Raw genomic sequence first — 25,237 nt, 5'->3', positions numbered from 1 at the left:
CCTTTCTGATCAAAGCATGACAATTCTTGAGGAACAAATCCAATCCGTTTATCGACTGGAAGGAGCATAAACGATATGCAATCGGAAAAGTAGGAATGTCAGACAAAAAAGGAGCCCCAAAATGCCGTGCTGCTCCTACAGTTTTGAACCTGCTCATCGCAGGTGGGTGTCTTGCCCAACCGTCCCGGACGTCCACTCGATGGAGGCATGTCCTCGCGATTGCGGACGAAAAACTCCCTAAAAAGACTTTGTGGCTCAAAACTATCGGAAGTCACGTACATCGCAGGGCTATTTATCAGTATTACCAATGTATCAAACGCTCATGCGACTGTGCAAGCCCGCTTATTCGGCTTCTTCGTCTTTTACCGTCGTCATGATGTTCAGCTCAGCCAGCTGCTTGTCGTCCACCGGACCTGGCGCATCTACCATCAGATCGCTTGCGCTCGCTGTTTTCGGGAACGCGATCACTTCACGCAGGTTGCTGCGGCCGGCCAGCAGCATGATCAAGCGGTCCAGACCGAGTGCGATCCCGCCGTGAGGAGGCGTACCGTAGTCGAATGCGTCAAGCAGGAAGCCGAACTTTTGTTTTGCTTCTTCTTCGGTCAGGCCGAGTGTACGGAACATTTTTTCCTGTACGTCGCGCTTGTAAATCCGCATCGAACCGCCGCCCAGCTCGTAGCCGTTGAGCACCATGTCGTAGGCCTGCGCCCGGACTTGGCCAGGATCGCTTTCCAACAGGTGCAAATCTTCGTCTTTTGGACGGGTGAACGGATGGTGCAGAGCCAGATAGCGCTGCGATTCCTCATCCCACTCGACCAGCGGGAAGTCGACGACCCAGAGGAAGGCGAACTGGCTGTGGTCGATCAGGCCAAGCTCGGCACCCAGCTTGGAGCGAAGCGCGCCCAAGGCATCGGCCACGACTTTCGGCTTGTCGGCCACAAACAGGAGCAGGTCTCCCTCTTCTACGGCCAGTCGTTCTTTCAGGCTGTTGATTTCTGCTTCGCCAAAGAACTTGGCGATCGGCCCTTTGACTTCGCCGTCCTTGAAGCCCATCCACGCCAGGCCTTTTGCACCGTAGCGGGACGCGAACTTGCCGAGATCATCCGCTTCTTTGCGGGAGTAATGTCCGCAGCCTTTCGCGTTGATCGCCTTTACCTGGCCACCGCCAGAGACGACGCTGGCAAACACTTTGAAATCGCTGGTTGCGACGAGGTCGGACACATCGGTCAGCTCCATGCCGAAGCGTACGTCCGGTTTGTCGGAACCGTAACGGGCCATCGCCTCCGCATACGTCAGACGCGGGAATGGTCTCGGCACGTCTACGCCGATCGTCGTTTTGAATACATGGGCAATCATTTCTTCCATCATCGGCAGCAGCTCTTCCATAGACAGGAACGAGGTCTCGATGTCCACCTGGGTGAATTCAGGCTGGCGGTCCGCACGCAAGTCTTCGTCACGGAAGCAGCGGGCGATCTGGTAGTAGCGCTCCATGCCGGATACCATCAGCAATTGCTTGAACAACTGCGGAGATTGCGGAAGCACGAAGAATTCGCCTGGATGCACGCGGGACGGCACCAGATACTCACGCGCTCCTTCCGGCGTGCTCTTGGTCAGCATCGGTGTTTCTACTTCGACAAAGCCCTTCTCGTCGAGGAAATCGCGGAATGCTTTGGCTGCCTTGCTGCGGAGAATCAGGGAGCGCTGCATTTCCGGTCGGCGAAGGTCCAGGTAACGGTATTTCAGGCGGACCTGCTCATCTACGTCGATGTCATCCTCGATTTGGAACGGAGGCGTTTTGGCGTCGTTCAGGATGATGATTTCGCTCACGATCACTTCGACTTCGCCCGTTTTCAGCTTCGGATTGACAGCCTCCGGTGCGCGCTTGACGACGGTCCCCTTTACAGCCAGCACGTACTCGCTGCGTACTTTGTCTGCCACTTCCCATGCGTTCTTGTTGTGCTCCGGATTAAAAACGATCTGGAGGATACCTGTTCTGTCGCGGAAGTCGATAAAGATAACGCCGCCGAGGTCGCGACGCTTTTGCACCCATCCGTTCAGGATGACTTCCTGTCCTACCTGTTCAAGTCCAACCTCTCCACATTGCACGGTACGATATTGCCAACTCATTTTTGATTTCCTCCACTCATTTTTCTGATGTCGATCTTGTATTTATCCCAAGCGGCTTGCGATGACAGCCGGCAGCTCAGCCAGCTTGATCTCCTGCTGCTCCCCAGTGGCCATTTCTTTCAGAACCGCTGTTCCGCTGGCCAGCTCGGACTCGCCAATAATGACGGTAAATCTCGCAGCCAGCCGGTCCGCTTGTTTCAACTGCGCTTTCATCTTGCGGTCGAGATAGTCCAGCTCAGCCGCCACACCTGCGCTGCGCAGACGGTCGACGAGGCGGAAGGCTGCCGACTTCGCATCCGGCGTCTGAATCGCCACGAAGCAGTCGATGCCGACGGACACCGGCAGTTGGACCCCCTGCTTCTCGAGAGCGAGCAGAAGCCGCTCGATACTGAGGGCAAAGCCGATTCCCGGCATGTCGTCGCCGCCGAGCTCTGCCACCAGCCCGTTGTAGCGTCCGCCGCCGCAGAGCGTTTCTACGGCACCGATTTCTGCCATTTTGATCTCGAAGGCAGTCTGGGTGTAGTAGTCGAGACCGCGAACCATGCGCGGGTTTACCGTGTAGGCGATTCCCAGCTCGGTCAGGTACGCTTTGACCGCTTCAAAATGCGCGGCAGACTCATCGCTCAAATACTCCAAAATAGAAGGAGCATCTTTTGTCAGCGTTTTGCAGGTTTCGTTTTTGCAGTCGAGCACACGCAGCGGATTGCGGTCAATCCGGGATTGACAGTCTGGGCAAAGCTGATCGCGCACGCCGTTCAGATGTTCGAGCAGGTGCTTGCGGTGGTTCGCCCGGTCCTCCAGCGTGCCCACGCTGTTGAGCTCGACACTCAGTCCTGTCAGCCCAAGCTCTTGATAGAGCCGCATCGCCAAAGCGATCACTTCCGCGTCAATCGCCGGATCGCTGGAGCCGATCGCTTCCGCTCCGAACTGGACGAACTGCCGGTAGCGTCCAGCTTGCGGGCGCTCGTGGCGGAACATCGGCCCGAGGTAGTACATCTTGACCGGCTGATTGGGCGAGCCGTACAGCTTGTTCTCCACGTAGGAGCGGACTACGCCAGCCGTTCCCTCCGGGCGAAGCGTCAAGGCGTCCTCGCTGCGCGGATTGGAGACGTTGTACATTTCCTTCTCGACGATGTCCGTCGTTTCTCCGACACCGCGCTGGAACAGCTCTGTGCTTTCAAACAGCGGTGTGCGGATCTCGTGATAGTTGAACCGTCTGCACAAGTCGCGCGCTTTGGCCTCGATGTAATGCCACAGTTCAACCGTACCTGGCATAATATCCTGCGTGCCGCGAGGAATTTGAATCTTTGCCATCTGTTAACCCTCCATCTTTGCTTCCTGCCGGAAACTAGTTCAAACCAAAACAAAAAATCTCCCGCCTCTGACATGCCGCTTGATGCAAACATGTCAGGGACGAGAGATCGGTTTTGCTCCCGTGGTGCCACCCTGCTTGGACTCCATTTCTCATACCGGAGCCCCACTTTTCCAGTCGTTAACGCCGACTTACGCCTGCCAGTTACTAAAAAGGGCAAAAAGCCGCTTCGTTCACTGCGGTCTTCGGGGATGTCATTCACCAAGTCGTCATAGGGAAATGCTCTCAGCCGCGGCAATTCCTCTCTGGCTATCCGTTTCCTGGGTACTTGTTCCCGTCATTAGATCGTTGTAAAAAAGGTCCTTTGAAAATCTTAATGCAAATCATAGCAAACGGCGAATCAGGCGTCAACAGGCACCGGATAAAACTTTTTTGACTGCGCCAAATTGACCAGCCGCACCTTACTTGCCTGCTCCGGCCTTTTCCACTGATGCTTGCGTGGACATTCCCCCGTACACCTGGTCGAGATCGCGGAGCTTCTCTTCGGTCAAAGTCCGGTACGTCTCGTTATACGTCTTCGGGTCCTTTGGATTCGGCCACCTGACAAGCTTGCCGCTGCCGGGGGCCATCAGCTTGGAGACGGCTCCGCAGCCGAGTCCGAGGATGGTCTGCGCCTCTTCCATGATCATGATGTTGTAGATGCTCTCCTGTCCCTCAAGGGCGTAGCCGACATTTTCCAGATTGCCCAGGATGTTTTTCTGGCGGTAAAGGTAGTAGGGATGATAGCCTTTTTCCCTCGTCCAACGGGAAGCAAGCTCCATCATCCGGCTCACTTCCTCCCGGCTGGCCACCTGGTAGCGCTCCTTGTTCTGCGTCATTTCGGAGGCCCGCTTGAATGAGAGGGTGTGAACCGTCAAGGAAGTAGGCATCAGCTTTTCTACTTCCCGCAGGCTGTGCTCCCATTCCTTCAGCCCTTCACCCGGCAAACCGATGATCAAATCCATATTGATGTTGGTCAAACCCATTTCCATCGCCAAATGGTATTTCTCAATCGTTTCCTCCACCGTATGATGACGTCCGATCGCCCGCAGCGTTTCCTGGGTGAACGATTGCGGATTGATGCTGATGCGGTCAACCTCCCACCGCTTCATCACGTCCAGCTTTTCACGGGTAATCGTGTCGGGCCTGCCTGCCTCCACTGTCAGCTCGCGTACGCCATCCATATGCGGAAAGGTCCGATGCATCGTCTGAAACAACTGATCCATGTCATCTGCCGTAATGCTCGTCGGCGTCCCTCCGCCAAAATAAATCGAGGTGATCCGCATATCCCGTTCCGTGAGCCATTGGCCCATTCGTTCGATCTCGTAGTGCAGCCCTTCCAGAAAAGGATTCACTGACGCTGTATGGCTGCGGATGGCGTATGCCGGAAAGGTGCAGTACGCACACTTGGTCGGGCAAAACGGAATCCCGATGTATACAGAAAGCTCCCGGTCGATCTGGTAAAAATCAGGAACGACTTTCAACTGCCTGTCGACGATCTCCTGAAGCAAGGAAAGCTTGTGGGGCCGAACCATGTAGTCCTTTTGCAAGCGGCAGTGAACGGCTTCCCGCTCCGCTCCTGACGAAAGCAGGCTATGCATCAGCTTGGTAGGCCGGATGCCGGTGAGCACGCCCCAGCCTTGCTCGATGCCCGTCAGTTCTTCCAGCAGTTGGAGCAAAACATAGCTGACAGCACGCTTGGCGATTTTCCGCTGTTCCTTTTCCTCCAGGACCGTGTACGGACGCTCCACCATCCGCTTTTCATGCCGGTCTCCTGCATGCAATTCTCCTGTGGCACAGACGCCATCTCCACGCTCCTCCAGGGAAAGCCGGATGCGAAGGCTGTCTGAGCCTTTCCATTCCGATACATATACAATTTCCGGGTCTTCATAAAACAAGGCGAGAATCAAACCGATTTCCCGCTCGAATTGATGTCCTTCACACTTCACCTGAATCATGGGTTCACCTGCTTTTCAGTCTGCCCCTTCATCTTATCCGACAAAAAAAGCGTGGTCAACCTGGCGAAAGCACCCGGAATTTCGTTCACCGGCGCAGCTTTCTTCTGAGCTCCTGCACATCTCTGATGCTGATGTGAAACTCCCTGGACATCTCCACGTCGTTCAATGTCGATTCCTTTTCCAGAAAGTCGTGAAAATCGACGGAGAACAACCGTCTGTTTGCCTCTTGCGCAAATGCTTCCTTGTTGGACTGCCTCATCTGCGTGCCTCCTTCTCTCATCCGTGCTGGTTGTATCCTAGTATGGCCCGCAGTGCAAAAAAGCATAAGGGACGCCCGGTCATCACGGAAATGGCTATCGCTGACGATGCTGTTTCCGGTTATGAAGAAAGCAATTTCAACCATAAAAATTTGGTATTTTATAAAGAAGTTTGTCGGAAAAAGCAGGAAAAGAAGAATGAGAGGACGAAAGAGTACTTTTGGTAAATTCCACTAAAATCGGTACTTCACATCTATAAAACTGGAAAGGGTGTCAAATTCGTGCGTTTTCGTCAACATCTCCTGCGGACACTCCTTGCTGTCGCCTGTGCCGTTACCTTGCCTGTCACTGCCGCCTTTGCAGCTGGAACCATCCAGGTTACGGTCGATAATCTCAACGTTCGTTCCGGTCCCAGCACACAGGATCAGGTAGTCACTACCCTGCCGATCAAAACGGTACTGCCTGTCATCTCTGAAAAGGGCGATTGGATCCATGTGCGTCTGCCAAACGGGAAAACCGGTTGGGTGGCCAATTGGCTGGTCACAAAGTCGGGCACAAGCACAAAACCGGCCCCACAGAGTGGCGCTCAATCAACCGCACCGCAGGTAGAGAGCACTACCGACAATGTAAATGTTCGCTCGGGTCCGGGACAAAACTATTCTGTCGTCCAAAAGATTAATCCCGGCAAAAAATACACGGTTACGCAGCGCAGCGGCGAATGGGTCCAAATTCAGCTGTCTGCAAGCGCCAAGGGCTGGGTCGCAGGTTGGCTCGTTACTGAGCACAATGCCGGAAAGCCAGCCGGTCAGCCGAGCACAACTCCTGACGGAGGAAATCCGCCTGCGGCGCCAGCCCATTCTGGCGGCTCTGCCGGGGCTGGACAAGCAGGATCACAGGGCAATTCTTTGACGCTTGAATACAATCCGTACATTTACCCGTCACCGGATTTTTCATTGCCCGCCATCGGACAGCTTCATTCCGGGTACACCATTACCGTCACGAAAAAGCAGAATGGCTGGATCCAGTTTCCATACGATGGCATACAGGCGTGGATTCCCGAGGAAGGAACCACCCAGCCTGGCACCGGACAGGCTAACGCAGGCAGCGGAGCAGCCAACCAGAACCAGCAGCCACCTGATGTACAGCCTCCGGCAAACAACGGAAGCACGAATACACAGCAGCCTGCCAAGCAGACAGCAACCGTACAGACCGACGGGTTAAATCTCCGGGCCGAGTCGAGCACAGCCAGCGCTGTCCTCGGTACGCTGAAGGCGGGCAGTACCCTGACGGTGCTGGAGAAAAAAGAAGACTGGTACCGGGTGCAAACGCCGGACGGCAAAATTGGCTGGGTCGCAGGCTGGCTCGTAACTGTCCAACAGCCTGTCATGCCCGCTCCCCCGGGACCGCATGTCACTGTCCTCAACCCGGACACGAATGTCCGTTCTGGCCCTGGAACGAATCACCCCATCCTCAAGCAGATACAGCCGGGTGAAAAATACTCGATCATCAAGCGCGAGGGCGACTGGTTCGAGCTCAAATTCACGGATGGTTCCACAGGCTTTGTAGCCGGCTGGCTGGTATCCGCGACAGGAACGCCGGCAGTTGTAAAAACAAACGCGCTGGTCGGCAAGGTGATCGTTGTCGACCCGGGACATGGCGGCAATGACAACGGCGCTACCGGCTCCAGCTTCTCCACTTTGGAAAAAACCGTGAACCTTCAGGTCGCCCTGCTATTGCGGAATAAATTGGAGGCCGCCGGGGCCAAAGTGATCATGACCCGCAGCGACGACCGGAAGCTGACGCTCCAGCAGCGTGTTGATGTGGCGATTCAGAACAACGCGGACATATTTGTCAGCATCCATCACAACACGCATCCGAATTCAACGACGAACGGAACGATCATTTTCCATTACAACAAAGGGAATTCAAGCAAGCTGGCCTCCCTTGTGCAAGCAGAAGTCGTGAAAGCGACGTCCTACAAAGACTTGCAGTCCCGCTTCGGCAACTACTACGTTCTGAGAGAAAATCCTGTAACCTCGATTTTGGCGGAGATCGGTTTCCTCTCCAACTACAATGAAGAGCTCCGGCTTCGCTCTGAGAAACAGCAGGATTTAGCTGCAGAAGGCCTCTTTAACGGGATTTTGCAGTACTTCTCATCGCAGAGCGTACAAGAAGGATAACCGTCAAACCCTTGTCTTCCAATGTGAAGACAAGGGTTCGTTTATTTTATAGGCTTGACGTTGCATTTTTGGAATCATATACTATTCGCATACTATTTGGTATGTAATCCGCATTATATTTCGTTATACTGAGGTGCAAGCAATGAAATCGAGTCAGCAAATACGGGCAGCGGCTTTACATCTGAGTGAGAAACGTCCTTTCGACAAGATCAGCTTTGCCGATGTGGCGAAAGCTGCAGGCGTACATTGGACGGCAGTACGACGCCATTTCGGCTCCAAGCAGGAAATGAGGAAGTGGCTGGAGGCGCAGCAAGCTGCCAGCGGATCTTCACTTGCGGATACGCGGACGAAAATTTTGGATGCCGCAGCCCGCGTATTCTCCAAGCACGGGTTTTCCGGGACGTCTCTGGACCTGGTAGCAGCAGACGCTGGCATGACCAAGGGCGCTGTATACTGGCACTTCTCAAGTAAAAGCGACTTGTTTGCGGCTCTTTGCGAACACCAGTTAAGCCAACAGTTGAAAGTCCTGCCGCAAACAGGTCGGATGGCGTTTGGCAACGGAAACAGCATAGCCGCAGTGAAGGGTCTGGCAGCTATGTTAGCAGCCCAATTCGAATGCTTCGAGCCGGATTCCCATGCACCCATGCTCTTTTTTGATTTCGTCACTGCTTCCCGTGATCCACTCGTGGCCGATGCGCTTCGTTCCGCCTACGGCCAGATTATTGAGGGGACTGCCGCGATGATAATAGAGTGGCAGAAGGAACAACTGCTTGCTGATGACGTTGACCCGCAAGCAATCGCCATTCTGTTTCAATCATTGATCAACGGTCTGCTTCTCGGGTTGCTTATCGATCCAAAGCGTGTCCAATTGCCTTCGATCACATCACAGCTTGCTCAACTTCTCTGGCAAGGGATTCAGCATAAAGGCAAATAGAAGAAAAACCCGTCCTTGCAAAAAGACGGGATCATTAATGCCATCAACATACCAATCAGTACGTGATTAACACACCAGATAGAATTCATATAAGGAGGTTGGTTTTCATCTATGAGCTTCCATATGAACCTGATGTTTATTCTGACCGCTTTTACTTTTGTTTTACTCTTGCTCCTCTGTTTGTATGTGCACAACCGAAGACTCGACCGCACCACAAGGAAAGCTTTCCCGCCGGCCGGAGAATACGTAGAGGCAGAACATATCCGGCTCCATTTCACCTCAAAAGGAACCGGTCGCCCGATCGTTTTTCTCCATGGAGGCATCTTGTCTTCCCGCGATTTTTCTAACGTTGTCAGCGAAGCGGCTTCCCGCGGGTTCCGGGCGATTGCCTTTGATCGTCCAGGATACGGGTACAGCGAACGGCCAAAGACCGAATGGGCGACCCCCCGCGTACAGGCGCGACTGCTCAAGGAAGCCTTGCGCAAACTGGACGCAAAACAGCCTATTTTGGTCGGGCATTCCTGGAGCGCCTCGCTCGTTCTCGCCTACATGCTGGACTACCCCGGCGAGCTTGCTGGAGCGGTTCTGGTCGCTCCCGGCGCATATGGTGGAAAAGCATATCCCGCTGGAGCGATAGACCTGTTCCTCGGCCGACTGCTGCGCGTACCCTTTTTGGGCAGCCTGGCCGCTCATACAGTACTGCCTCCCCTGGCGAGAAAGCTGACCTCAACCATGCTGCAATCTACGTTCTCGCCGGACAAAGTTCCAGACGGCTATCAGAAAATAGCGAATGCTCTATGGTCTCGTCCAAGTCAATTGCGTGCCAATCGCGAGGATATTCTCGCATTTGCGCAAACTATTCCCGCCATGGAACAGCATTATTCCCGGATACAGACCCCGACAGTCATTGTTTGCGGCGAAAAGGATCCATTTAGGCCCGACCTGCATGCGTACCGGCTCCATCGCGAGATTAGCCATTCGCGCTTGATCGTTTTGCCGGATACCGGACATATGATCCCGGCCTTGAGGCCAGCAGCAGTTGTCGACGCTGTTGAGCTTCTGATCCGCGAAATGGAGGATTCACTCCATGTAAAATAAAAACGGTGTCCGCCATGGTTCCTTTCTGCTACTAGAGGCGGCTAATAAAATACGAAAAGGAGCCGAGATGTCTCGACTCCTTTTTCTCTGTCAAGTGGATAGGGCCATCCACGAAAGCGACCTGATGTTTATGTTTCCACGATCAGCGTAACGGGACCGTCGTTGACGAGACGCACGTCCATCATCGCTCCGAATCGGCCTGTTTCTACTATCAAGCCTTTTTCCCGCAGCTTGGCATTGAGCAGATCGTACAGCGGCTCGGCCTTTTCGGGACGGGCGGCAGCCATGAAATTGGGGCGCCTGCCTTTGCGGCAATCGCCATACAGGGTGAACTGGGAGACGGACAGGATTTGACCGCCTGTATCCAGCACCGAATGGTTCATTTTTTCTTCGCTGTCTTCAAAAATGCGCAGGTTGGCAATCTTGTCGGCAATGAACTCTACGTCTTTCTCTGTATCCTCATGCGTAATCCCGACCAAAAGCACAAGGCCGTGGTCAATACGGCCGACCACTTCGCCTGCCACGGTGACACTTGCTTCGCGGGAACGTTGGACTACTACTCGCACAGCAGCAAAAACTCCTTCCAGATCATTCATCTTGCAGTACCAAAGGCTTGTCTCGATGGTATCTTTCTAAATTGCTCGCCCGTAGCGCTGGGTACTGTCCTTTGCTTACACCAGAACGAAACAAGAACACCCGATCTTGTGGGATCAGGTGCTGAGAATCCGTCGGACGGAATAAATGTCCTTGATGCGCTTGATGCGCTCGACCACTTTGTGCAGGTGATCGATATTGCTGATAGAAATCGTCATGTGAATGGTGGCTACCCGATTTTTGTCTGCTTTGCCGCTGACCGCAGAGATATTCGTTTTCGTCTCTGCCACGACCTGCAAAACATCGTTCAGCAGGCCGCTTCGATCCTGACCGGTAATCTCGATATCCACATGGTAGTTATGCTTGAAGTCGGTATCCCACTCCACATCGATCAACCGTTCCATGCACTCTTCCGTCAGGACGTTGGGACAGTCCTTGCGGTGAACGGAAACGCCTCTGCCCCTGGTGATAAACCCGATGATCTGATCCCCAGGGACCGGCGTACAGCAGCGGGAAATCCGCACCAGCAGATTGTCGACGCCCTTTACCTTGACGCCCGACTCGCTGCGGCCTGTTGACTGCGCAGGAGCTGGCTTGTATTCCGGCACAGGCGGATTTTGTTCCTCCCGCTCTTTGCGCAGCTTGTCGATCAGCCTGGTGACGATCTGGGAGGCTGTGATTCCGCCATAGCCCACAGCGGCGAACATGTCCTCATGGCCCTGAAAGTTGAAGCGGGTTGCAGCTTCCTTCAAATTCGCATCGGTCATCGCATCCTTGAGATCGTAGCCTCTGGCCTTGATTTCGGCCTCGACCATCTGCTGTCCTTTGGCTACATTCTCTTCCCGCTTTTCCTTTTTAAACCACTGCTTGATTTTGTTTCGGGCGTGAGCCGATTTGGCGATCTTCAGCCAGTCCTGGCTCGGGCCGTACGAGTGCTTGGACGTCAAAATTTCCACGATGTCGCCCGTCTTCAGCGAATAGTCGAGCGGCACAATTTTGCCGTTTACCTTCGCCCCGATCGTCCGGTTGCCGACGGCGGAGTGGATGCGGTAAGCGAAATCGAGCGGCACAGAGCCTTTCGGAAGCTCGACCACGTCCCCTTTTGGAGTAAAGACAAACACCGTGTCGGAGAAGAGATCCTGTTTCAAGGACTCCATAAACTCCTGGGCGTTTGGAGCCTCCTCGGAGCCCCCTTCAATAATCTCCCGCAGGTTCCCGAGCTTCTCGGCAAAGGAGCCCTGGACGACACTTCTGCCTTCCTTGTAGGCCCAGTGCGCTGCGATCCCGATCTCCGCCGTCTGGTGCATATCCCATGTGCGAATCTGCACTTCCAGCGGCTCGCCTTTCGGACCGATGACAGTCGTGTGCAGCGACTGGTACATGTTTGCTTTCGGCATTGCGATATAATCCTTGAAACGGCCGGGCATCGGCTTCCAGAGCGTGTGGACGATCCCCAGAACCGCGTAGCAGTCGCGAATGTCATTGACGATGATGCGAAGCGCGAGAAGATCGTAAATCTCGTTGAACTGCTTGTTTTGCTTCGTCATCTTCTTGTAGATGCTGTAAATGTGCTTGGGACGGCCGGATATTTCGGCTTCGATGTTCAGTTCCTTCAGCTTATCCTTGATTGTGTCTGCAGCTTCGTTGATGTAGGCTTCCCGTTCGGTCCGCTTTTTCTGCATCAAATTGACAATGCGGTAGTATTGCTGTGGATTGAGATAGCGGAGCGATGTGTCTTCCAATTCCCATTTCACGGAAGCGATCCCCAGGCGGTGAGCCAGTGGAGCAAAAATCTCCAGTGTTTCATCTGAAATTTCCCGCTGCTTCTCCTCTGACATATGGCGGAGGGTCCGCATGTTGTGGAGGCGGTCAGCCAGCTTGATCATGATCACACGGATGTCCTGGGCCATCGCGACCAGCATCTTGCGGTGATTCTCGGCCAGCTGCTCCTCCTTTGACTTGTATTTGATTTTATCGAGCTTGGTCACGCCGTCAACCAACAAAGCTACTTCTTGGCCAAATTCGCCCTGAAGATGTTCGAGCGAAACCTCGGTGTCTTCCACTACATCATGCAAAAAGCCGGCAGCAATCGTTACCGCATCCATGTGCAGCTCTGCCAAAATGCCAGCAACCGCAATGGGATGCATGATGTAAGGAACGCCCGATTTGCGCACCTGGCCTTCATGGGCTTTCTCTGCCAGCTGGTACGCGCGCGTAATCAGATCCAGGTCCGCTTTGGACAAGTAACTGCCTGCTTTTGTGAGTACTTCATTAATGCCGGTGCTCATAGTTCCTTCCCTTATCCTCTCATTAGAAAACCTGGCTGAGCCAAGCTTTTTTTGCGAAGCCTTAGCCTGCGAAGTACGGGACGTGCGGGTGTACGGCATAGGGCAGGAGTGCGCTCTTTTTCGCTGCTCATGCCGATAACCGGTAACAATCTTGATACGTCCGATCGTATAAAAAAAGCTTCATCGGAAGCTCACGGAGAAGCTGACGTTATTTCGTGCCGCTTGTGCTCCCCTCACTGTTGCACAGAGGGGAAAAGATGAAAACTGTCTATTTATCCTATTATCTTGTATGTCCATTGTAATGTAAAGGTGATTCTCAAGGGAAAGTTTGCAGGATGGCCAATCGAGTAGGAGGGGGCGACTAACCCCCGTCCTCTCACACCACCGTACGTACCGTTCGGTATACGGCGGTTCACCAAGCTTGACGAATTTGAGAATATCGTTGCACTAAGCTTTTCAGCCCTTGTTGTTGCCAGTAGGCAATGCCGAGGGCTTTGTGTATATGCGGAGATTTTGTGGTACGCCATGCACCCTTGCGGGTATTTGCAATTTCAATGGCTTTTACGTGAGATATGCCAAGAGAACGAAGTTCTCGATATCTGGTTCTCACGCGTTTCCACTGCATCCACAAACAAAGACGGAGCCTGCGCCTTGTCCATTCCTCAATGGATTGTAGAATGCCCTTCGCGTCTGCAAGGGCGAAATATCCAATCCAGCCCATGAGGTACTGATTTATTCTTTCAATCCGCTTCTCCATCGAGATGCTCCACACCGGATTCGTGATCGTGCGGATTTTCTCTTTTAGCTTGAGGAGGGATTTGGGGTGGATGCGAATCCTTGTCTGTTTTGCAAAGGTAAAACTAAAGCCCAAGAATTTTCGTTTCCATGGTCGGTCTATCGCGCTTTTCTCCTCATTTACTTTTAGCCTTAGTACCTTCTCCAAGTGGTTTTGAATACTCTTCTTTACTCGTTCCCCTGCCCGTTTTGTTTTCACGTAGATATTACAATCGTCTGCGTAGCGGCAGAAACGGTGGCCTCTCTTTTCGAGTTCCTTGTCCAAATCATCAAGTAGGATATTTGCCAAAAGTGGGCTTAACGGCCCACCTTGCGGTGTTCCTTCACTTGATGTTGTACAGACGCCATTTATCATGATCCCCGCATTCAAGTAGGAACGAATCAGTCTTAAAATTCTCTTGTCCTGAACTTTTCGAGCCACACGGCTCATTAGAATATCATGATTTACGCGATCAAAGAATTTCTCTAGATCGATGTCCACCACGAAACGATATCCTTCGGAGATATACGCTTGCGCTTTCCTTACTGCCATGTGAGCGCTACGTTTTGGACGGAACCCATAGCTAGATTCCGAGAAGGTGGGGTCGAAGATCGGCGTTAACACTTGGAGGATGGCCTGCTGAATAAAGCGGTCTACCACGGTGGGAATGCCTAATAACCTTACACCACCGTCAGGTTTCGGGATTTCGACTCTGCGAACAGGTGAAGGTCTATAGGTTCCCCTTTCCATCTTCTCGCGGATGGCTTGCCAGTGTTCACGTAGATAATCGCGTAGTTGTTCGGTTGAAACACCATCGACTCCACCGACACCTTTGTTTTCCTCCACTCGTTGGAGTGCCATCCGTAAGTTTTCCCGTGATAAGACTTTTTCCAGCAAATCCATAATGATGTTCCTTCCTTCGCACATGCGGACTCCGTGCTTGCTGTACGATACTCAGCCCTCTTTTGTACCCTCGGGGCTTCACCCCTGCTCTTCAAAAGTAGTTCCTTGACAGAATTCTGCTTCGACGTACCGTATCAAAAGACATGGATCGCATGCTGACTTGATGTTCGGCCCTTCCCCATTCAAGCGTCCTCTACTCGGGTACTATGGCCTCTGCTGACTTCTGCATGTTCAGCGTCTCCTTACGGAGACGGTTACCAACAGTTGAAGGCGTTTCATGCAGACCTCCCCAGGTAAGAACGATAACTTTCATCCCATGTACCTGCCCAAGTTTACTACTGTATCCCTTGGCTGTATGGGGCTTTGTCTTGTTTGGCAGACTCGCCCGGATACAACAGCCTCAAATTGGGTTCGTGTACCTCAGGTCGGGATTTTGCCGCCGGCTTCCTTCAGATTCGACCTCGCGGTCGACACCCTTGCCTTGAGCTAACGGTTGGTACAGCCAACCCCCGTTCGGGACTTTCACCCTATAGCTATCGCCCATGCTGGGCGCACCAAAAACAAAAAAACGGGCATTGCGCCCGTCTTTGCTTAATACTGTACAAGGGTTTTGACTGGAATGTCACCCAGTTTTTGGCGGCCATCCAGATAGGAAAGCTCGATGAAGAAGGCTGCACCTACCACGATTCCTCCCAGCTGCTCAATCAGTTGAATCGTCGAGGTGATCGTTCCTCCTGTCGCCAGCAAATCGTCGGCAATCAGCACGCGCTGCCCGGGCTGGATCGCATCCACGTGAACGGCGAGCGCATCCTTTCCATACTCCAGGTTATACTCTGCCTTGATCGATTCGTACGGCAATTTGCCCGATTTGCGGACCGGCACAAAGCCGACACCAAGCGCATACGACAGCGGAGCACCGACGACAAAACCACGTGCTTCCGGACCCGCGATCACTTCGGCATTCACTTCCTTGGCAAAAGTGGTCAATTCCTCAATCGCCGCTTTATAGGCTGGGCCGTCCTTTAACAACGTAGTGATATCCTTGAAGCGAATACCCGGTTGTGGATAATCAGGAATCACGCGAATGTACGATTTAAAATCCATGAAAAAATTCCTCCTACGCGGTGGTCGCTGCCACCTGCTGTTGAAAATGAGTTACCAGTGAATCGTACGAAGAGAGCAGCAGTTCCGTTACCAATTCGCTTTCTTCTTTCCACTCCATATACAGGCGGGAGCTGTCGAGCGGACGCTTCGCTGCTTGGGCGTTGAGCCTGATGGCCTCTTCCTCCATTGTAATGAAGTCCAGCTCTGCGAATACGGCGAGCATCCCTTCCAGTACATCCCGCTTCAGCTTCAACCTGCGTGCCATCGCATCCAGATGAATTCGCTGCACCAGGGGAACCTGCATGAAAAATTGATAGACGAGTTTAAATTGTTCGCGGCCCGGACAGGAGATCCGCTCAAGTCCGAGGTCAGGGTCCCCGAACAAACAGTAAATCCGCTCCGCCCGCTCCAGATACGCCACCGCACCAGCGAGATCGCTGCGGGTCTTGGGCAGATCGTAGAGAATCACATTCGATCTGGCGGCGGGATTGGCAGCGTGGTTCGGCGAGAGGTACAACAAGCTGTCTGTGCTGCCTCCGAGCGCAGCGACGGGGAACAGCTCCTCGTAGCTTTCCTGCCGAAACATGATCGTCAATGTCTCGCTGCTCTCCTGCAGCTTCCGCCACTTGTCGAGCTTATCTCTGCAGCCGCGCCAATCAAAAATTTGACGGTGAGGCACAGCGATATCCCGGATGGTGATTTGCGGCTTCCGGTTTCCGTTCCATTCATTTACCGACATCTCGCCTAGCACCTGGTAACGTGCTTTCGGCGTCACCTGGGAAACAATATGGGCCCAGTTGAAGCCGATCGCATCGATCTGGCAGGCATCCTTCACCAGCGAGCACTTCAAGTGGGTATCGTCCCGCCCGATCGTGCGCATGCCCGAGGCCTCCACATCGTTTACCAGCACCAGCGGCGTCGGATTGCCCATCCCGAACGGGGCCAGCAGCTCCAATTGTTCGGCAGTCTCCAGTGTGATTTCCGGCATTTCCAGGGCGACATCCACTTTCGTCAACGGAATCAAATCTTCGTCCGTCAGCCATTCGAATGCCAGTTTATTTAGCTGTTTGCGAAAAGCCTCCAGGTTATCCACAGGCAGTGTCATCCCTGCTGCCATGGTGTGCCCGCCGTAATGGGGAAGCCACTCTTTGCAGGCTGTCAAAGCCTCATACATGTCAAAGCCGGCAATGCTTCTCGCCGAGCCCTTTGCCGTCCCTTTTTCCGGATCGATCCCGAGGACGATTGTCGGTCGGTAAAATTTTTCTACCAGTCGTGAAGCCACAATCCCGACTACCCCTACATTCCAGCCTTCCTTGGCGACGACCAGCACCCTGTTTTCATCCAAAGGGTACTTTTCCAAGACCATACTGATGGCTTCATCGGTCATTTTCTGGACAAGCTCCTGCCGCTCCCGGTTCAACTCATCCAGCTGCTGGGCTGCCTCTTCCGCTTCCTGACCATCCTCTGTAGTCAAGAGCTTCACGGCCGCTTCTGCCGTCTCCAGACGTCCTCCCGCATTCAGTCTCGGTCCCAAGGCAAAGCCGACATGGCCGGCTGTGAGCTTTTCGGCATCCGCCAAGCCGCTTACTTTAATCAATGCCTGCAAACCCGGATTGCGGGTATGATTCAAGCGCTGCAGACCGAGTCTTGCCAAAATCCGGTTCTCATCCACCAGCGGCACCAGGTCGGCAATCGTCCCGAGCGCAGCCAGATCAACCAGATCGAGCGGCGGCTCCTCCAGCAATGCATGGGCCAGCTTGAAAGCGACGCCCACGCCTGCGAGCATGTCAAACGGATAAGTGCATGCAGGCTGCTTCGGATTGATCACGGCAAATGCCTCCGGGATAACCTCCGGAGGTTCATGGTGGTCCGTCACAATGACGTCCAGACCGAGTTGTTTGGCAAAGTCGACTTGCTCCACGGCACTAATACCGGTATCGACGGTAATGATCAGCTTGAAGCCCCTCTCGTGAATCTGAGACATGGCCTCCTTATGTAAGCCGTATCCTTCCGTGAAGCGGTTGGGAATATAGTAATCAAACACGGCGCCCATCCGTCTCATCAAATGAACCATGAGCGATGTCGAGCTGACCCCGTCTGCATCGTAATCTCCGTAAATACAGATCGGTTCCTTGCGCTCGATGGCCTGACGGATTCGATACACGCTGCTCTCCATCCCGTACAGGGCAAACGGATCGTGGAAGAGCTCGGGGCCCGCTTGCAGAAATTCTTTCGCACGCTGGGGAGAATCGATTCCACGAATCGCGAGAAGCTTGGCTACCAGCGGAGCCAAACCACACTCACGGGCGATCAACTCTGCCAGCTCATTATCGTACGCAGCCAGTTGCCAGCGTGTTTTCGCTCTCAGCATAGGCCTTCCTCCAATCCTCATTCATTATAGAGGAAAGTGTGGGAGGCTGACAACAACAGAAAGCGCTTTATTCTCTCATGCCTACCGTACGGTCTGCGGGCTCGGGATCGTATGGATTTACATGAATGAATACATCACGGACATCGGGAAAGCGGGAGAGCAGTGATTGCTTCACTTCTTTCCCAATCCTGTGTCCTTCTTCCACCGTGATGTGAGGGTCGACACCGATCTTTACATCGACAATCTGATAATGGCCGTGCTCTCTGGCGCGGAGCGAGTCAATCCGCATCACTCCCTCGACCGCTTCGATGGCGTGGCGCAGCTCGACGGTCTGGTCTTCGTGGAGAACGTGATCCAGCGCGTTGTGAATAGACTCGCGCATGATCTCGTAGGCCATTTTCAAAACGAGGATGGAAACAAAAATACCGGCAATCGGATCGAGATACAGCAGCCAGGGAAGATCGAAGCGTCCACCCAGTATCGCTCCTCCGATGCCGACCAATGCAGCAAAAGATGAAAACACATCGGATCGGTGCTCAAAGGCATTGGCAATCAAGGAGGGGCTGTTCAATTCTTTTCCCAGCTTGTATTTGTAGCGGAACATCCATTCCTTAACCAGCATCGAGCCGACCGCCGCCCAGACTGCGATGAAGCCAGGGGGCTCCAATGGCGAAAAAAGCGACTTGACCGATGCAGACCCGATTTCAAAGCCGACCACTGCAAGCAGCACCGAAACGATAATCGCGGCGATCGATTCCGCTTTTCCGTGTCCGTACGGGTGATCCTCGTCAGGCGGGCGTTCTGCCGCCTTCAGGCCGATCAGAACAGCCACCGAACCGACGACGTCAGATGCAGAGTGTACAGCGTCAGCGACGAGAGCTTGCGACTTGGCAGCCATGCCGATGACCAATTTGGCAGCAGCTAATGCAATGTTGCCGATGATTCCGACCCACGCGCCAAACTGGGCTTTCGCCAAACGATTGTCCATTCCCTACTGCCTCCCGTTATGGGGATTTGTCTTGAGAGTAAAAAACCGCGGGGGGATTCCCCGCGGTATCATTCAATCAGCTCTCTGTTGGAGCCGGAGAAAGACGTTTTTTTGCCAATTCCCGTTTTTTCAAGGTAACCCATACTTGTGCAGCCACGAAGATGGAGGAGTACGTACCGCTCACCAGACCGAAGATCAAGGCCAGGGAGAAGTTGCGAATGCTCTCGCTACCCAATACGGCAATGGCGACTGCAGTCAAGAAAACTGTCCCTACCGTAAAGACGGAGCGGCGCATCGTCTGCCACAGGGAGACGTTGACCAGATGCTCCAGATCCTCAACCGTTTTGGACTTCATTGTTCTTAGGTTTTCCCGAATCCGGTCAAAAATTACGATCGTATCGTTAATCGAGTAACCGACGATCGTCAAAATCGCCGCGATAAACGTCAAGTCCACTTCCAGACGGAATACCGAAAACAGCGCGATCGGGATGAAAACGTCGTGGATCAGACCGATGATGCAGGCGATCCCAAAGAGAAACTGGAACCGGATCGCGATGTAAATGATAATGCCGATCCCGGCGACGGCGACGGCAATCGCCGCTTTTTGCACCAGCTCTCTGGCGATGCTCGGGTCAACGGTAGCCTCTTGCTTGGATACCTGGTCGCCGTATTTCGCTTTCAATGCGCTCTCCAGCTTCTGCAATTGATCGGCCGGAATCGTGTGGTCAAAACGCGTTTGCGCCTGATCCTGCTTGTCTCCGTATTTGGTTACTGGAGTAAATACGGTGTTGGGCACGTTTTCTTTAATAAGCGTTTCGATGTCGGCAGTCTGGAATTCCTTACCAACGTAAATATCCAGACGTGTACCGGATTTGAAGTCTACGCCGAGGTTCAATCCCATAACCAGCATGCAAATCAAACCGACGATCAAAATCGTTGCGGAAAGCATGTAAAATTTGCGTCTATTCTTTACGATGTCAAACTTGATGACATCCTCGTGTTGTCGTTTAGAGCTCACCGATTTCACTCTCCTTTACACCGAACCAAACAGGCTTTTTAATCAAGTTGGCTCGGACGAGCAGCCCCAGAAGCAAACGGGAGCCAAATACGTTGGTCAGCAGGCTGACGATAATCGTCATCGCAAGCACGACCGCGAAGCCTTGGATGGAGCTTGTACCAAAGTAGAAAAGAACACCGGTAGCGATCAGCGTCGTAACGTGTCCATCGAGAATGGTAATCAATGAACGGCGTTCACCCGCACGGAATGCAGACAAAATCGTCTTGCCAGTGCGAATCTCCTCTTGAATACGCTCGTAGGTAATGATGTTGGCGTCGACCGCCATCCCTACGGACAAAATAAAGCCGGCAATACCAGGCAAGGTGAGCGTGGCATCCATCCAGTCGAGCACGACGATACTCAAATAGGTAAACGTCGCCAGCATGATATTGGCAACCAAGCCAGGAAGGCGATACACCACAAGCATAAAGACAAAGATCAAAGCCGCGCCTACATAGCCGGCGTTAATTGTTTTTTGCAAAGCGAGCTTACCGAGAGACGCACCTACAGAAGTAACCTGCTTTTCAACCAGTTTCGCAGGCATTGCGCCGGAGTTCAGCAAATCTGCCATTTCCTGTGCCGATTCCACTGTGTAGTCGCCGGAGATTTGTGCACTGCCGCCTGTAATGACGGTTTGAATAACCGGATTGGTCATCATCGTCTCATCCAGGTAAATCGCCATATGTTTATGCAGATTTTCCCGTGAGATTTGTTCCAGCTTTTTCGGATCGGAGATCTTCAGGGTGACGACTGGACGTTTCAGTTCATCATAGCCAACCCCTGCACCGCCGGGAGCCAGGTCGCTACCCTTCAAAATAATCTTGCCCTGCTCATCGCGGAACGTCAGTACTGCCGGTTTTCCGATCAATTCACGAAGCTTGTCCTGATCGGCAGCCTGTGACGCGATCTTTACGCGAAGGCGGTTGGGAAGCTCGGTTTCAATGACGGGTTCCGCCACTCCCCCGATGTTGATCCGCTTCTCGACCATACGCGCGGTCGCTTTCAACAGCTCGATATCCACCTTTTGGTTAGCCTCCATCGGCTCTACCACGTAGAGGATCTCAAAGCCGCCCTGCAAGTCCAAACCAAGTGTGATCTTGCCTGCCACCTGTGTAGTTGTCGTGGTCATCAATGTTGCCAATACCCCCACGATAACCAGGAACAGGAGGAATCTTCCCCATTTAATCATGTAGTAATACCCCTCTTTCCTTCCAGGGTTCCGTCGGTTGACGCGAAACCAATATGCCCATTATAGCGAAGTAAGAAAAAACGTGTCAATTTTTGTAGGAAAGCGGAACCATGGTAACCAACCCCTCGTTTAGCAAATAGGTTCCTATTTGCACATCCGCAATGAAGGGTTCGCCGAACGGACTGCCGTGTCGGGACCTCTTACACATTGCTTTCTCCCTCTACGAATAGACAGCAAAAAAGTTTCATTAGGAATTTTTGTACATCTGCACCATCAGGTAATTCATGTATTTATTCGGCTTTAAAGACAAAATGTCATTTACCAGCTGATGCAGCGGCGGCTCCTGCTTGTACGTGCTGACTACACACTCCCAGATGTCCTTTGGCCCTACATTTTCATACCCCAGAAGTCCGAATTCCTCTGCCTTGCTCTCGCATAGGCTGGCTACCTGCGCATACCAGTGATGCATCTCCATCTGCAATCCCCCTTTAAAGTAGTCATGCCGCTGGCGGCACGTCCATATTCTTATAGTGCACACTGTTCTTGAAATTTCGGCGGTAAAGGAGCCTGCCATGAGACAGTCTTTCTTATACGGAACCATTATCCTGATCATTGCCGGCGGCGTCACCAAATTGCTCGGTTTCGCCAACAGAATCGTGCTCTCCCGCATAATCGGGGCGGAAGGGATGGGGCTGTACCAGATGGTCGTCCCGCTGCTCTACTTCTTGATCACCTTGACGACCTTCGGCATGCCGGTTGCTATCGCAAAGCATGTGGCCGAGACGGAGGCGGCGAGCGACTCCCGCCAATCCAGGCGCTTTCTCATGCTTGCACTCGGTGTAACCGGAGCGATCAGCCTGGTGTTGTGCATCATTCTGTTCGCCTTTTCCGGCCCGATCGCCCGCCTCTTTTTTACGGATCCGCGAGCACATGTAGTCTTGCTGGCTGCCATACCGGTCATTCCCATCTCAAGCATCTCCATGGTATTGCGCGGCTATTTTCAAGGGAAGCACAACATGACGCCTACAGCTGTTTCCCAATTGGTCGAACAAATTTGCCGCATGGCGCTGGTCGTCGTCATGACCATCTCTTTTATGCCGCTGGGGATTCAGTATGCTGCCGCTGGCGCGGTAGGAAGCATCGTCTTTGGCGAGGCAGCAGGCTTTTTGTACATCCTCTGGCAGTATCGGCGGGCTACACAGAAAACGGCCGCACAGGTATGGGAACGCCCTCTCCTGGCAGCCATGGTTAACAGCCGAAACAGTTTGCGCCAACTGTTGCACGTTTCGTTTCCTGTTACGATGAGCAAGCTGATCGGCTCGATCGCCTATGTGATGGAGCCGATGATCGTCCCGTTTGCCCTCGTCTTGGCCGGGCTCTCTACCTCAGCCGCCACCGGCTTGTACGGACAGTTTGCAGGAATGGCTGTGCCGCTGCTGCTGTTTCCCACTTTTCTTACCTATTCCTTGTCCGTGTCGCTCGTTCCTGCTGTCGCAGAGGCCGCCTATCAAAAAAATGCTCCGCTCGTGCATCGCCGCATCTACCAAGCGATGCGGATTTCACTGGTGATCGGAGCACCTTGTACTGTCTTGCTGTTTATTTTTGCCGAACCTCTTTCCGGACTGCTCTACGGTGAACATCAATCGGAGGTTGGCATCTTGCTGAAGGAATTGGCCCCGTTTTCCGTGTTTCTCTTCTTTCAGGCGCCTCTGGCCGCCGCCCTGCAAGGACTTGATTTTGCCCACGTCGTGTTTCGCAATACACTGATCGGAGCTGTCGTCAAGACCGTGGCGATGTTTGTCTTTACAGCCAGACCCGAGTTTGGAATTCATGGCGCTGTCATTGCGACTAATATCGGCATTACACTAGTGACATTTCTGCACATTGCCAGCCTGGTAAAGAAAATCGGGTTTACGGTAGACATTGTAGAGATGGGCAAAATCGTCACGGCTATGTTTGCGATGGGCTACGCCGGCTCCTACATGGCTTCGCACTGGTTTGCCGACGTTTCCGTTGGCCGCCTGCTGTTGATCTGTTCGGTGGCCAGTATGCTTTTATACCTTTTGCTGCTTGTCGCTTTCCGGATTTTGGGGAAGCAGGACGTACGCCGCATTCCGTGGATCGGGGAACAACTGGCCGTCTTTTTTCCACGCCGCTGACACACGCGTTGGCGGCTACTGTTTTTTCTGCTTGTCTTTTTTATCCAGGTACATGATGCCCCGCTCGTCGATACTGCAAAATGAGACATCCCGGATATCCTTGATCCCGTATTTGCGAATCTCCCGCTTCAGCCAGAGCTCGTTTTGTCCGATTTTACGCAGAGCTTCCACACGTACTTTGCCGTCCAAAATAAGCGGTATCGGCAGTCCGGTGAAGGTTACGGGGCCTTTTGGCGGCGGATCGGGCAAGTTCAGGTCCTCGCGGGTCAACGGGTGCTTGGACTGCTTGGGAAAAACGCTCATTTGGCCGGTCGGCTCCATCACAGCAAACTCGACATCCGCCAGATTCTTGATATTTTTTTGCCGCAGATGCACCATCAGATCGTCAAAGTTGAGCCGATTTCTCCTCATGGCATCCTCGCGAATTTCTCCGTTCTCGATAATCAGATCGGCAGAGCCGTCTATGACATCCCGGACTTTTTTGCTCTTCAGTGAAAGCCAGGAGATTACGATCTCCAGCAAGCAAATCAACAGCATCGGTATATAGAACAAACTGGCCTGTTTGTCAATCTGTTCAATAGACAAGACAGCCATCTCCGCCAGCATGATGGAGATGACCACATCGAATACGGAGAGCTTCCCCAGTTCCCGTTTTCCCATCAGGCGAAGCAGAACCAAAATGAAAAAATACGAGAACATGGTGCGCATGAGCGCCGTTGGCAATTCTTCCATGGAAGTCGACCCCCTCACGCAGAGATTTGTCTATAGTCTCCGCGGGAGGTTCATCAACTATAAGCTCCAAATTTGGCTAATGCCCTACAGCCACTTTCGCTTGCGGAAAATGTGCAGCATGACAAAGGTCATCGCAATCATGACAGTCAAAGCTACAATCAGCATGTACGGCTCGGCCGCTTCACCAAGCCAACTGAACGTATTCATTCCGAAAAGGCCGGTAATAAAGGTCAGCGGCAGGATGATGGTCGAGATAATGGTCAAAACCCGCATCGTCTCGGTTGTTTTTGCGCTAATGATGGTGTAATAGGTATCGAGTGCACCATTTACCAAATCGCGAAATGTCTCGGTAGAGTCTGCGATCCGCTCCAGGTGGTCAGTCAGGTCAGTGTAGAACGGAACGTTTTCCTCGGAGATGTCAAACGAATAGCGCCCATTGACATTGGCAAAAATTCGTTTCTGCGGCAGAATCACACGGCGGATCAAAATAATCGTCCGCTTCAGCGCCAGAAACTCCTCCGTGATCTCCTCCATCTGGTGGTCAAAAATTTCGTCTTCCAACTCGTCAATACGCACGCTGATACGATCCATAATCGGGAAATATTCATCGGTAATCCCGTCGACAATGGCATACAGCAAATAATCCGGACCGCGATTCAAATAGGAAATATTGCGGTGACAGATCGAAGCGATCCTTCCAATCGTATTCATCGGCGACTTGTGGATCGTGACGATATAGTTGGGCCCGAGAAACACGTTCAGTTCTACCGTTGTAATTTCGTCGTCGCTTTCTTCATTGTATCGCAGAGCGTGAAACACGAAGAAGTAATAATCATCGTATTTATCCACCTTTGCACGTGGGCTTACGTGCAGGCAATCCTCAATAGCCAGCGGGTGAAACTCAAAAATTTTGGCGATATACTGCAGCTCGTTGTTTCCCACATCGTACAGATCGATCCAGAGCAGATCCTCCGGCGATTTCAGGAATTGGTCTTTCTGGCTGAGGTCCACATCATGAAACATCTTCTGTTCCGAGTGGTTGTAGAAATAAGTTTTGATCATGTTTTCTCACCCCCGTCTGGTTCCTCATCCATTCTACGAAAATTCTTCATGATGTTCAACGCGAAGATGAATACCCGGGTCAAGCCTTTCATATAGATGGTACAAACGTG

19 protein-coding genes and 1 other RNA gene are annotated in these 25,237 nt (G+C 52.9%); 4 read left to right on the top strand and 16 right to left on the bottom strand.

Translation table 11 applies throughout. The features are described 5' to 3' along the window. Nucleotides 1–109: 109 nt before the first annotated feature. The 5 genes from ssrS to NSQ24_RS09445 all read right to left on the bottom strand — a co-directional run bounded on the left by ssrS (nt 110) and on the right by NSQ24_RS09445 (nt 5,695). Nucleotides 110–292: non-coding RNA, 6S RNA (gene ssrS, locus NSQ24_RS09465), on the bottom strand. 50 nt (nt 293–342) lie between these two features. Then, nucleotides 343–2,127 carry an aspartate--tRNA ligase gene (aspS, locus tag NSQ24_RS09460; RefSeq protein ID WP_003387555.1) on the bottom strand — a complete coding sequence of 595 codons (1,785 nt, stop codon included), beginning with the start codon at nt 2,125–2,127 and terminating at the stop codon, nt 343–345. A 42-nt stretch (nt 2,128–2,169) separates the two neighbouring features. Beyond that, a complete protein-coding gene (gene hisS / locus NSQ24_RS09455; protein ID WP_122958166.1) occupies nt 2,170–3,441 on the bottom strand; it encodes a histidine--tRNA ligase in 1,272 nt (423 codons plus the stop codon). 459 nt (nt 3,442–3,900) lie between these two features. Next, a complete protein-coding gene (locus NSQ24_RS09450) occupies nt 3,901–5,436 on the bottom strand; it encodes a coproporphyrinogen III oxidase (protein ID WP_003387559.1) in 1,536 nt (511 codons plus the stop codon). An 85-nt stretch (nt 5,437–5,521) separates the two neighbouring features. Further along, nucleotides 5,522–5,695, bottom strand: coding sequence for a hypothetical protein (locus NSQ24_RS09445; protein ID WP_003387560.1), 174 nt, complete (start codon nt 5,693–5,695; stop codon nt 5,522–5,524). 279 nt (nt 5,696–5,974) lie between these two features. Between NSQ24_RS09445 and NSQ24_RS09440 the strand changes: the two genes are divergently transcribed. The 3 genes from NSQ24_RS09440 to NSQ24_RS09430 all read left to right on the top strand — a co-directional run bounded on the left by NSQ24_RS09440 (nt 5,975) and on the right by NSQ24_RS09430 (nt 9,905). Beyond that, nucleotides 5,975–7,873: an SH3 domain-containing protein gene (locus NSQ24_RS09440; RefSeq protein ID WP_003387563.1), complete on the top strand. Its 1,899-nt coding sequence runs from the start codon at nt 5,975–5,977 to the stop codon at nt 7,871–7,873. Nucleotides 7,874–8,015: 142 nt separating this feature from the next. Next, entirely contained in the window at nt 8,016–8,807 is a 792-nt protein-coding gene (locus tag NSQ24_RS09435; protein ID WP_122958164.1) for a TetR family transcriptional regulator, read from the top strand. A 111-nt stretch (nt 8,808–8,918) separates the two neighbouring features. Next, nucleotides 8,919–9,905 (top strand): alpha/beta hydrolase, encoded by a 987-nt coding sequence (locus tag NSQ24_RS09430; protein ID WP_003387565.1) that lies wholly within the window; start codon nt 8,919–8,921, stop codon nt 9,903–9,905. Between the two features lie 128 nt (nt 9,906–10,033). Here NSQ24_RS09430 and dtd read toward each other — a convergent pair whose 3' ends face one another. From dtd to NSQ24_RS09385, 9 genes are all read right to left on the bottom strand, one after another. Beyond that, nucleotides 10,034–10,471, bottom strand: coding sequence for a D-aminoacyl-tRNA deacylase (gene dtd, locus NSQ24_RS09425; RefSeq protein ID WP_003387566.1), 438 nt, complete (start codon nt 10,469–10,471; stop codon nt 10,034–10,036). A gap of 144 nt (nt 10,472–10,615) precedes the next feature. Continuing rightward, nucleotides 10,616–12,787, bottom strand: coding sequence for a bifunctional (p)ppGpp synthetase/guanosine-3',5'-bis(diphosphate) 3'-pyrophosphohydrolase (locus NSQ24_RS09420; RefSeq protein ID WP_003387567.1), 2,172 nt, complete (start codon nt 12,785–12,787; stop codon nt 10,616–10,618). A 412-nt stretch (nt 12,788–13,199) separates the two neighbouring features. After that, nucleotides 13,200–14,465: a group II intron reverse transcriptase/maturase gene (gene ltrA, locus NSQ24_RS09415; protein ID WP_024985202.1), complete on the bottom strand. Its 1,266-nt coding sequence runs from the start codon at nt 14,463–14,465 to the stop codon at nt 13,200–13,202. A 591-nt stretch (nt 14,466–15,056) separates the two neighbouring features. After that, a complete protein-coding gene (locus NSQ24_RS09410; protein WP_003387568.1) occupies nt 15,057–15,569 on the bottom strand; it encodes an adenine phosphoribosyltransferase in 513 nt (170 codons plus the stop codon). A gap of 13 nt (nt 15,570–15,582) precedes the next feature. Next, nucleotides 15,583–17,940: a single-stranded-DNA-specific exonuclease RecJ gene (gene recJ, locus NSQ24_RS09405; protein WP_031932375.1), complete on the bottom strand. Its 2,358-nt coding sequence runs from the start codon at nt 17,938–17,940 to the stop codon at nt 15,583–15,585. A 67-nt stretch (nt 17,941–18,007) separates the two neighbouring features. Then, entirely contained in the window at nt 18,008–18,928 is a 921-nt protein-coding gene (locus tag NSQ24_RS09400; protein WP_339167682.1) for a cation diffusion facilitator family transporter, read from the bottom strand. A 76-nt stretch (nt 18,929–19,004) separates the two neighbouring features. Then, nucleotides 19,005–19,946 carry a protein translocase subunit SecF gene (secF, locus tag NSQ24_RS09395; RefSeq protein ID WP_003387571.1) on the bottom strand — a complete coding sequence of 314 codons (942 nt, stop codon included), beginning with the start codon at nt 19,944–19,946 and terminating at the stop codon, nt 19,005–19,007. Beyond that, on the bottom strand, nt 19,936–21,174 hold the full coding sequence (gene secD, locus NSQ24_RS09390) for a protein translocase subunit SecD (protein ID WP_003387573.1): 1,239 nt from the start codon (nt 21,172–21,174) through the stop codon (nt 19,936–19,938). The genes secF and secD overlap by 11 nt, the downstream gene beginning before the upstream one ends. A gap of 247 nt (nt 21,175–21,421) precedes the next feature. Continuing rightward, complete coding sequence (locus tag NSQ24_RS09385) at nt 21,422–21,649, bottom strand: post-transcriptional regulator (RefSeq protein ID WP_003387574.1); 228 nt, start codon at nt 21,647–21,649, stop codon at nt 21,422–21,424. 97 nt (nt 21,650–21,746) lie between these two features. Between NSQ24_RS09385 and spoVB the strand changes: the two genes are divergently transcribed. Continuing rightward, complete coding sequence (gene spoVB, locus NSQ24_RS09380; protein WP_031932373.1) at nt 21,747–23,333, top strand: stage V sporulation protein B; 1,587 nt, start codon at nt 21,747–21,749, stop codon at nt 23,331–23,333. 15 nt (nt 23,334–23,348) lie between these two features. Here spoVB and NSQ24_RS09375 read toward each other — a convergent pair whose 3' ends face one another. Together NSQ24_RS09375 and corA are read right to left on the bottom strand one after the other, a co-directional pair. Continuing rightward, nucleotides 23,349–24,065, bottom strand: coding sequence for a DUF421 domain-containing protein (locus NSQ24_RS09375; RefSeq protein WP_031932372.1), 717 nt, complete (start codon nt 24,063–24,065; stop codon nt 23,349–23,351). An 84-nt stretch (nt 24,066–24,149) separates the two neighbouring features. Continuing rightward, entirely contained in the window at nt 24,150–25,127 is a 978-nt protein-coding gene (gene corA / locus NSQ24_RS09370; protein WP_003387578.1) for a magnesium/cobalt transporter CorA, read from the bottom strand. Nucleotides 25,128–25,237 lie beyond the last annotated feature (110 nt).

This window comes from Brevibacillus sp. FSL L8-0520, from assembly GCF_037963895.1.
GTDB lineage: Bacteria > Bacillota > Bacilli > Brevibacillales > Brevibacillaceae > Brevibacillus > Brevibacillus borstelensis.
Note: the sequence above shows the minus strand (reverse complement) of the source record. Positions and strands in the feature narration are given on the sequence as shown.

Excerpts from the sequence above, each read along its gene's own strand:
- NSQ24_RS09435 (WP_122958164.1), top strand. The coding sequence starts at position 8,016 with ATGAAATCGAGTCAGCAAATACGGGCAGCGGCTTTACATCTGAGTGAG.
- NSQ24_RS09375 (WP_031932372.1), bottom strand. The coding sequence starts at position 24,065 with ATGGAAGAATTGCCAACGGCGCTCATGCGCACCATGTTCTCGTATTTT.
- NSQ24_RS09450 (WP_003387559.1), bottom strand. The coding sequence starts at position 5,436 with ATGATTCAGGTGAAGTGTGAAGGACATCAATTCGAGCGGGAAATCGGT.
- recJ (WP_031932375.1), bottom strand. The coding sequence starts at position 17,940 with ATGCTGAGAGCGAAAACACGCTGGCAACTGGCTGCGTACGATAATGAG.
- NSQ24_RS09430 (WP_003387565.1), top strand. The coding sequence starts at position 8,919 with ATGAGCTTCCATATGAACCTGATGTTTATTCTGACCGCTTTTACTTTT.
- NSQ24_RS09410 (WP_003387568.1), bottom strand. The coding sequence starts at position 15,569 with ATGGATTTTAAATCGTACATTCGCGTGATTCCTGATTATCCACAACCG.
- NSQ24_RS09400 (WP_339167682.1), bottom strand. The coding sequence starts at position 18,928 with ATGGACAATCGTTTGGCGAAAGCCCAGTTTGGCGCGTGGGTCGGAATC.
- NSQ24_RS09385 (WP_003387574.1), bottom strand. The coding sequence starts at position 21,649 with ATGGAGATGCATCACTGGTATGCGCAGGTAGCCAGCCTATGCGAGAGC.
- hisS (WP_122958166.1), bottom strand. The coding sequence starts at position 3,441 with ATGGCAAAGATTCAAATTCCTCGCGGCACGCAGGATATTATGCCAGGT.
- secD (WP_003387573.1), bottom strand. The coding sequence starts at position 21,174 with ATGATTAAATGGGGAAGATTCCTCCTGTTCCTGGTTATCGTGGGGGTA.
- spoVB (WP_031932373.1), top strand. The coding sequence starts at position 21,747 with ATGAGACAGTCTTTCTTATACGGAACCATTATCCTGATCATTGCCGGC.
- ltrA (WP_024985202.1), bottom strand. The coding sequence starts at position 14,465 with ATGGATTTGCTGGAAAAAGTCTTATCACGGGAAAACTTACGGATGGCA.
- corA (WP_003387578.1), bottom strand. The coding sequence starts at position 25,127 with ATGATCAAAACTTATTTCTACAACCACTCGGAACAGAAGATGTTTCAT.
- NSQ24_RS09420 (WP_003387567.1), bottom strand. The coding sequence starts at position 12,787 with ATGAGCACCGGCATTAATGAAGTACTCACAAAAGCAGGCAGTTACTTG.
- NSQ24_RS09445 (WP_003387560.1), bottom strand. The coding sequence starts at position 5,695 with ATGAGGCAGTCCAACAAGGAAGCATTTGCGCAAGAGGCAAACAGACGG.
- aspS (WP_003387555.1), bottom strand. The coding sequence starts at position 2,127 with ATGAGTTGGCAATATCGTACCGTGCAATGTGGAGAGGTTGGACTTGAA.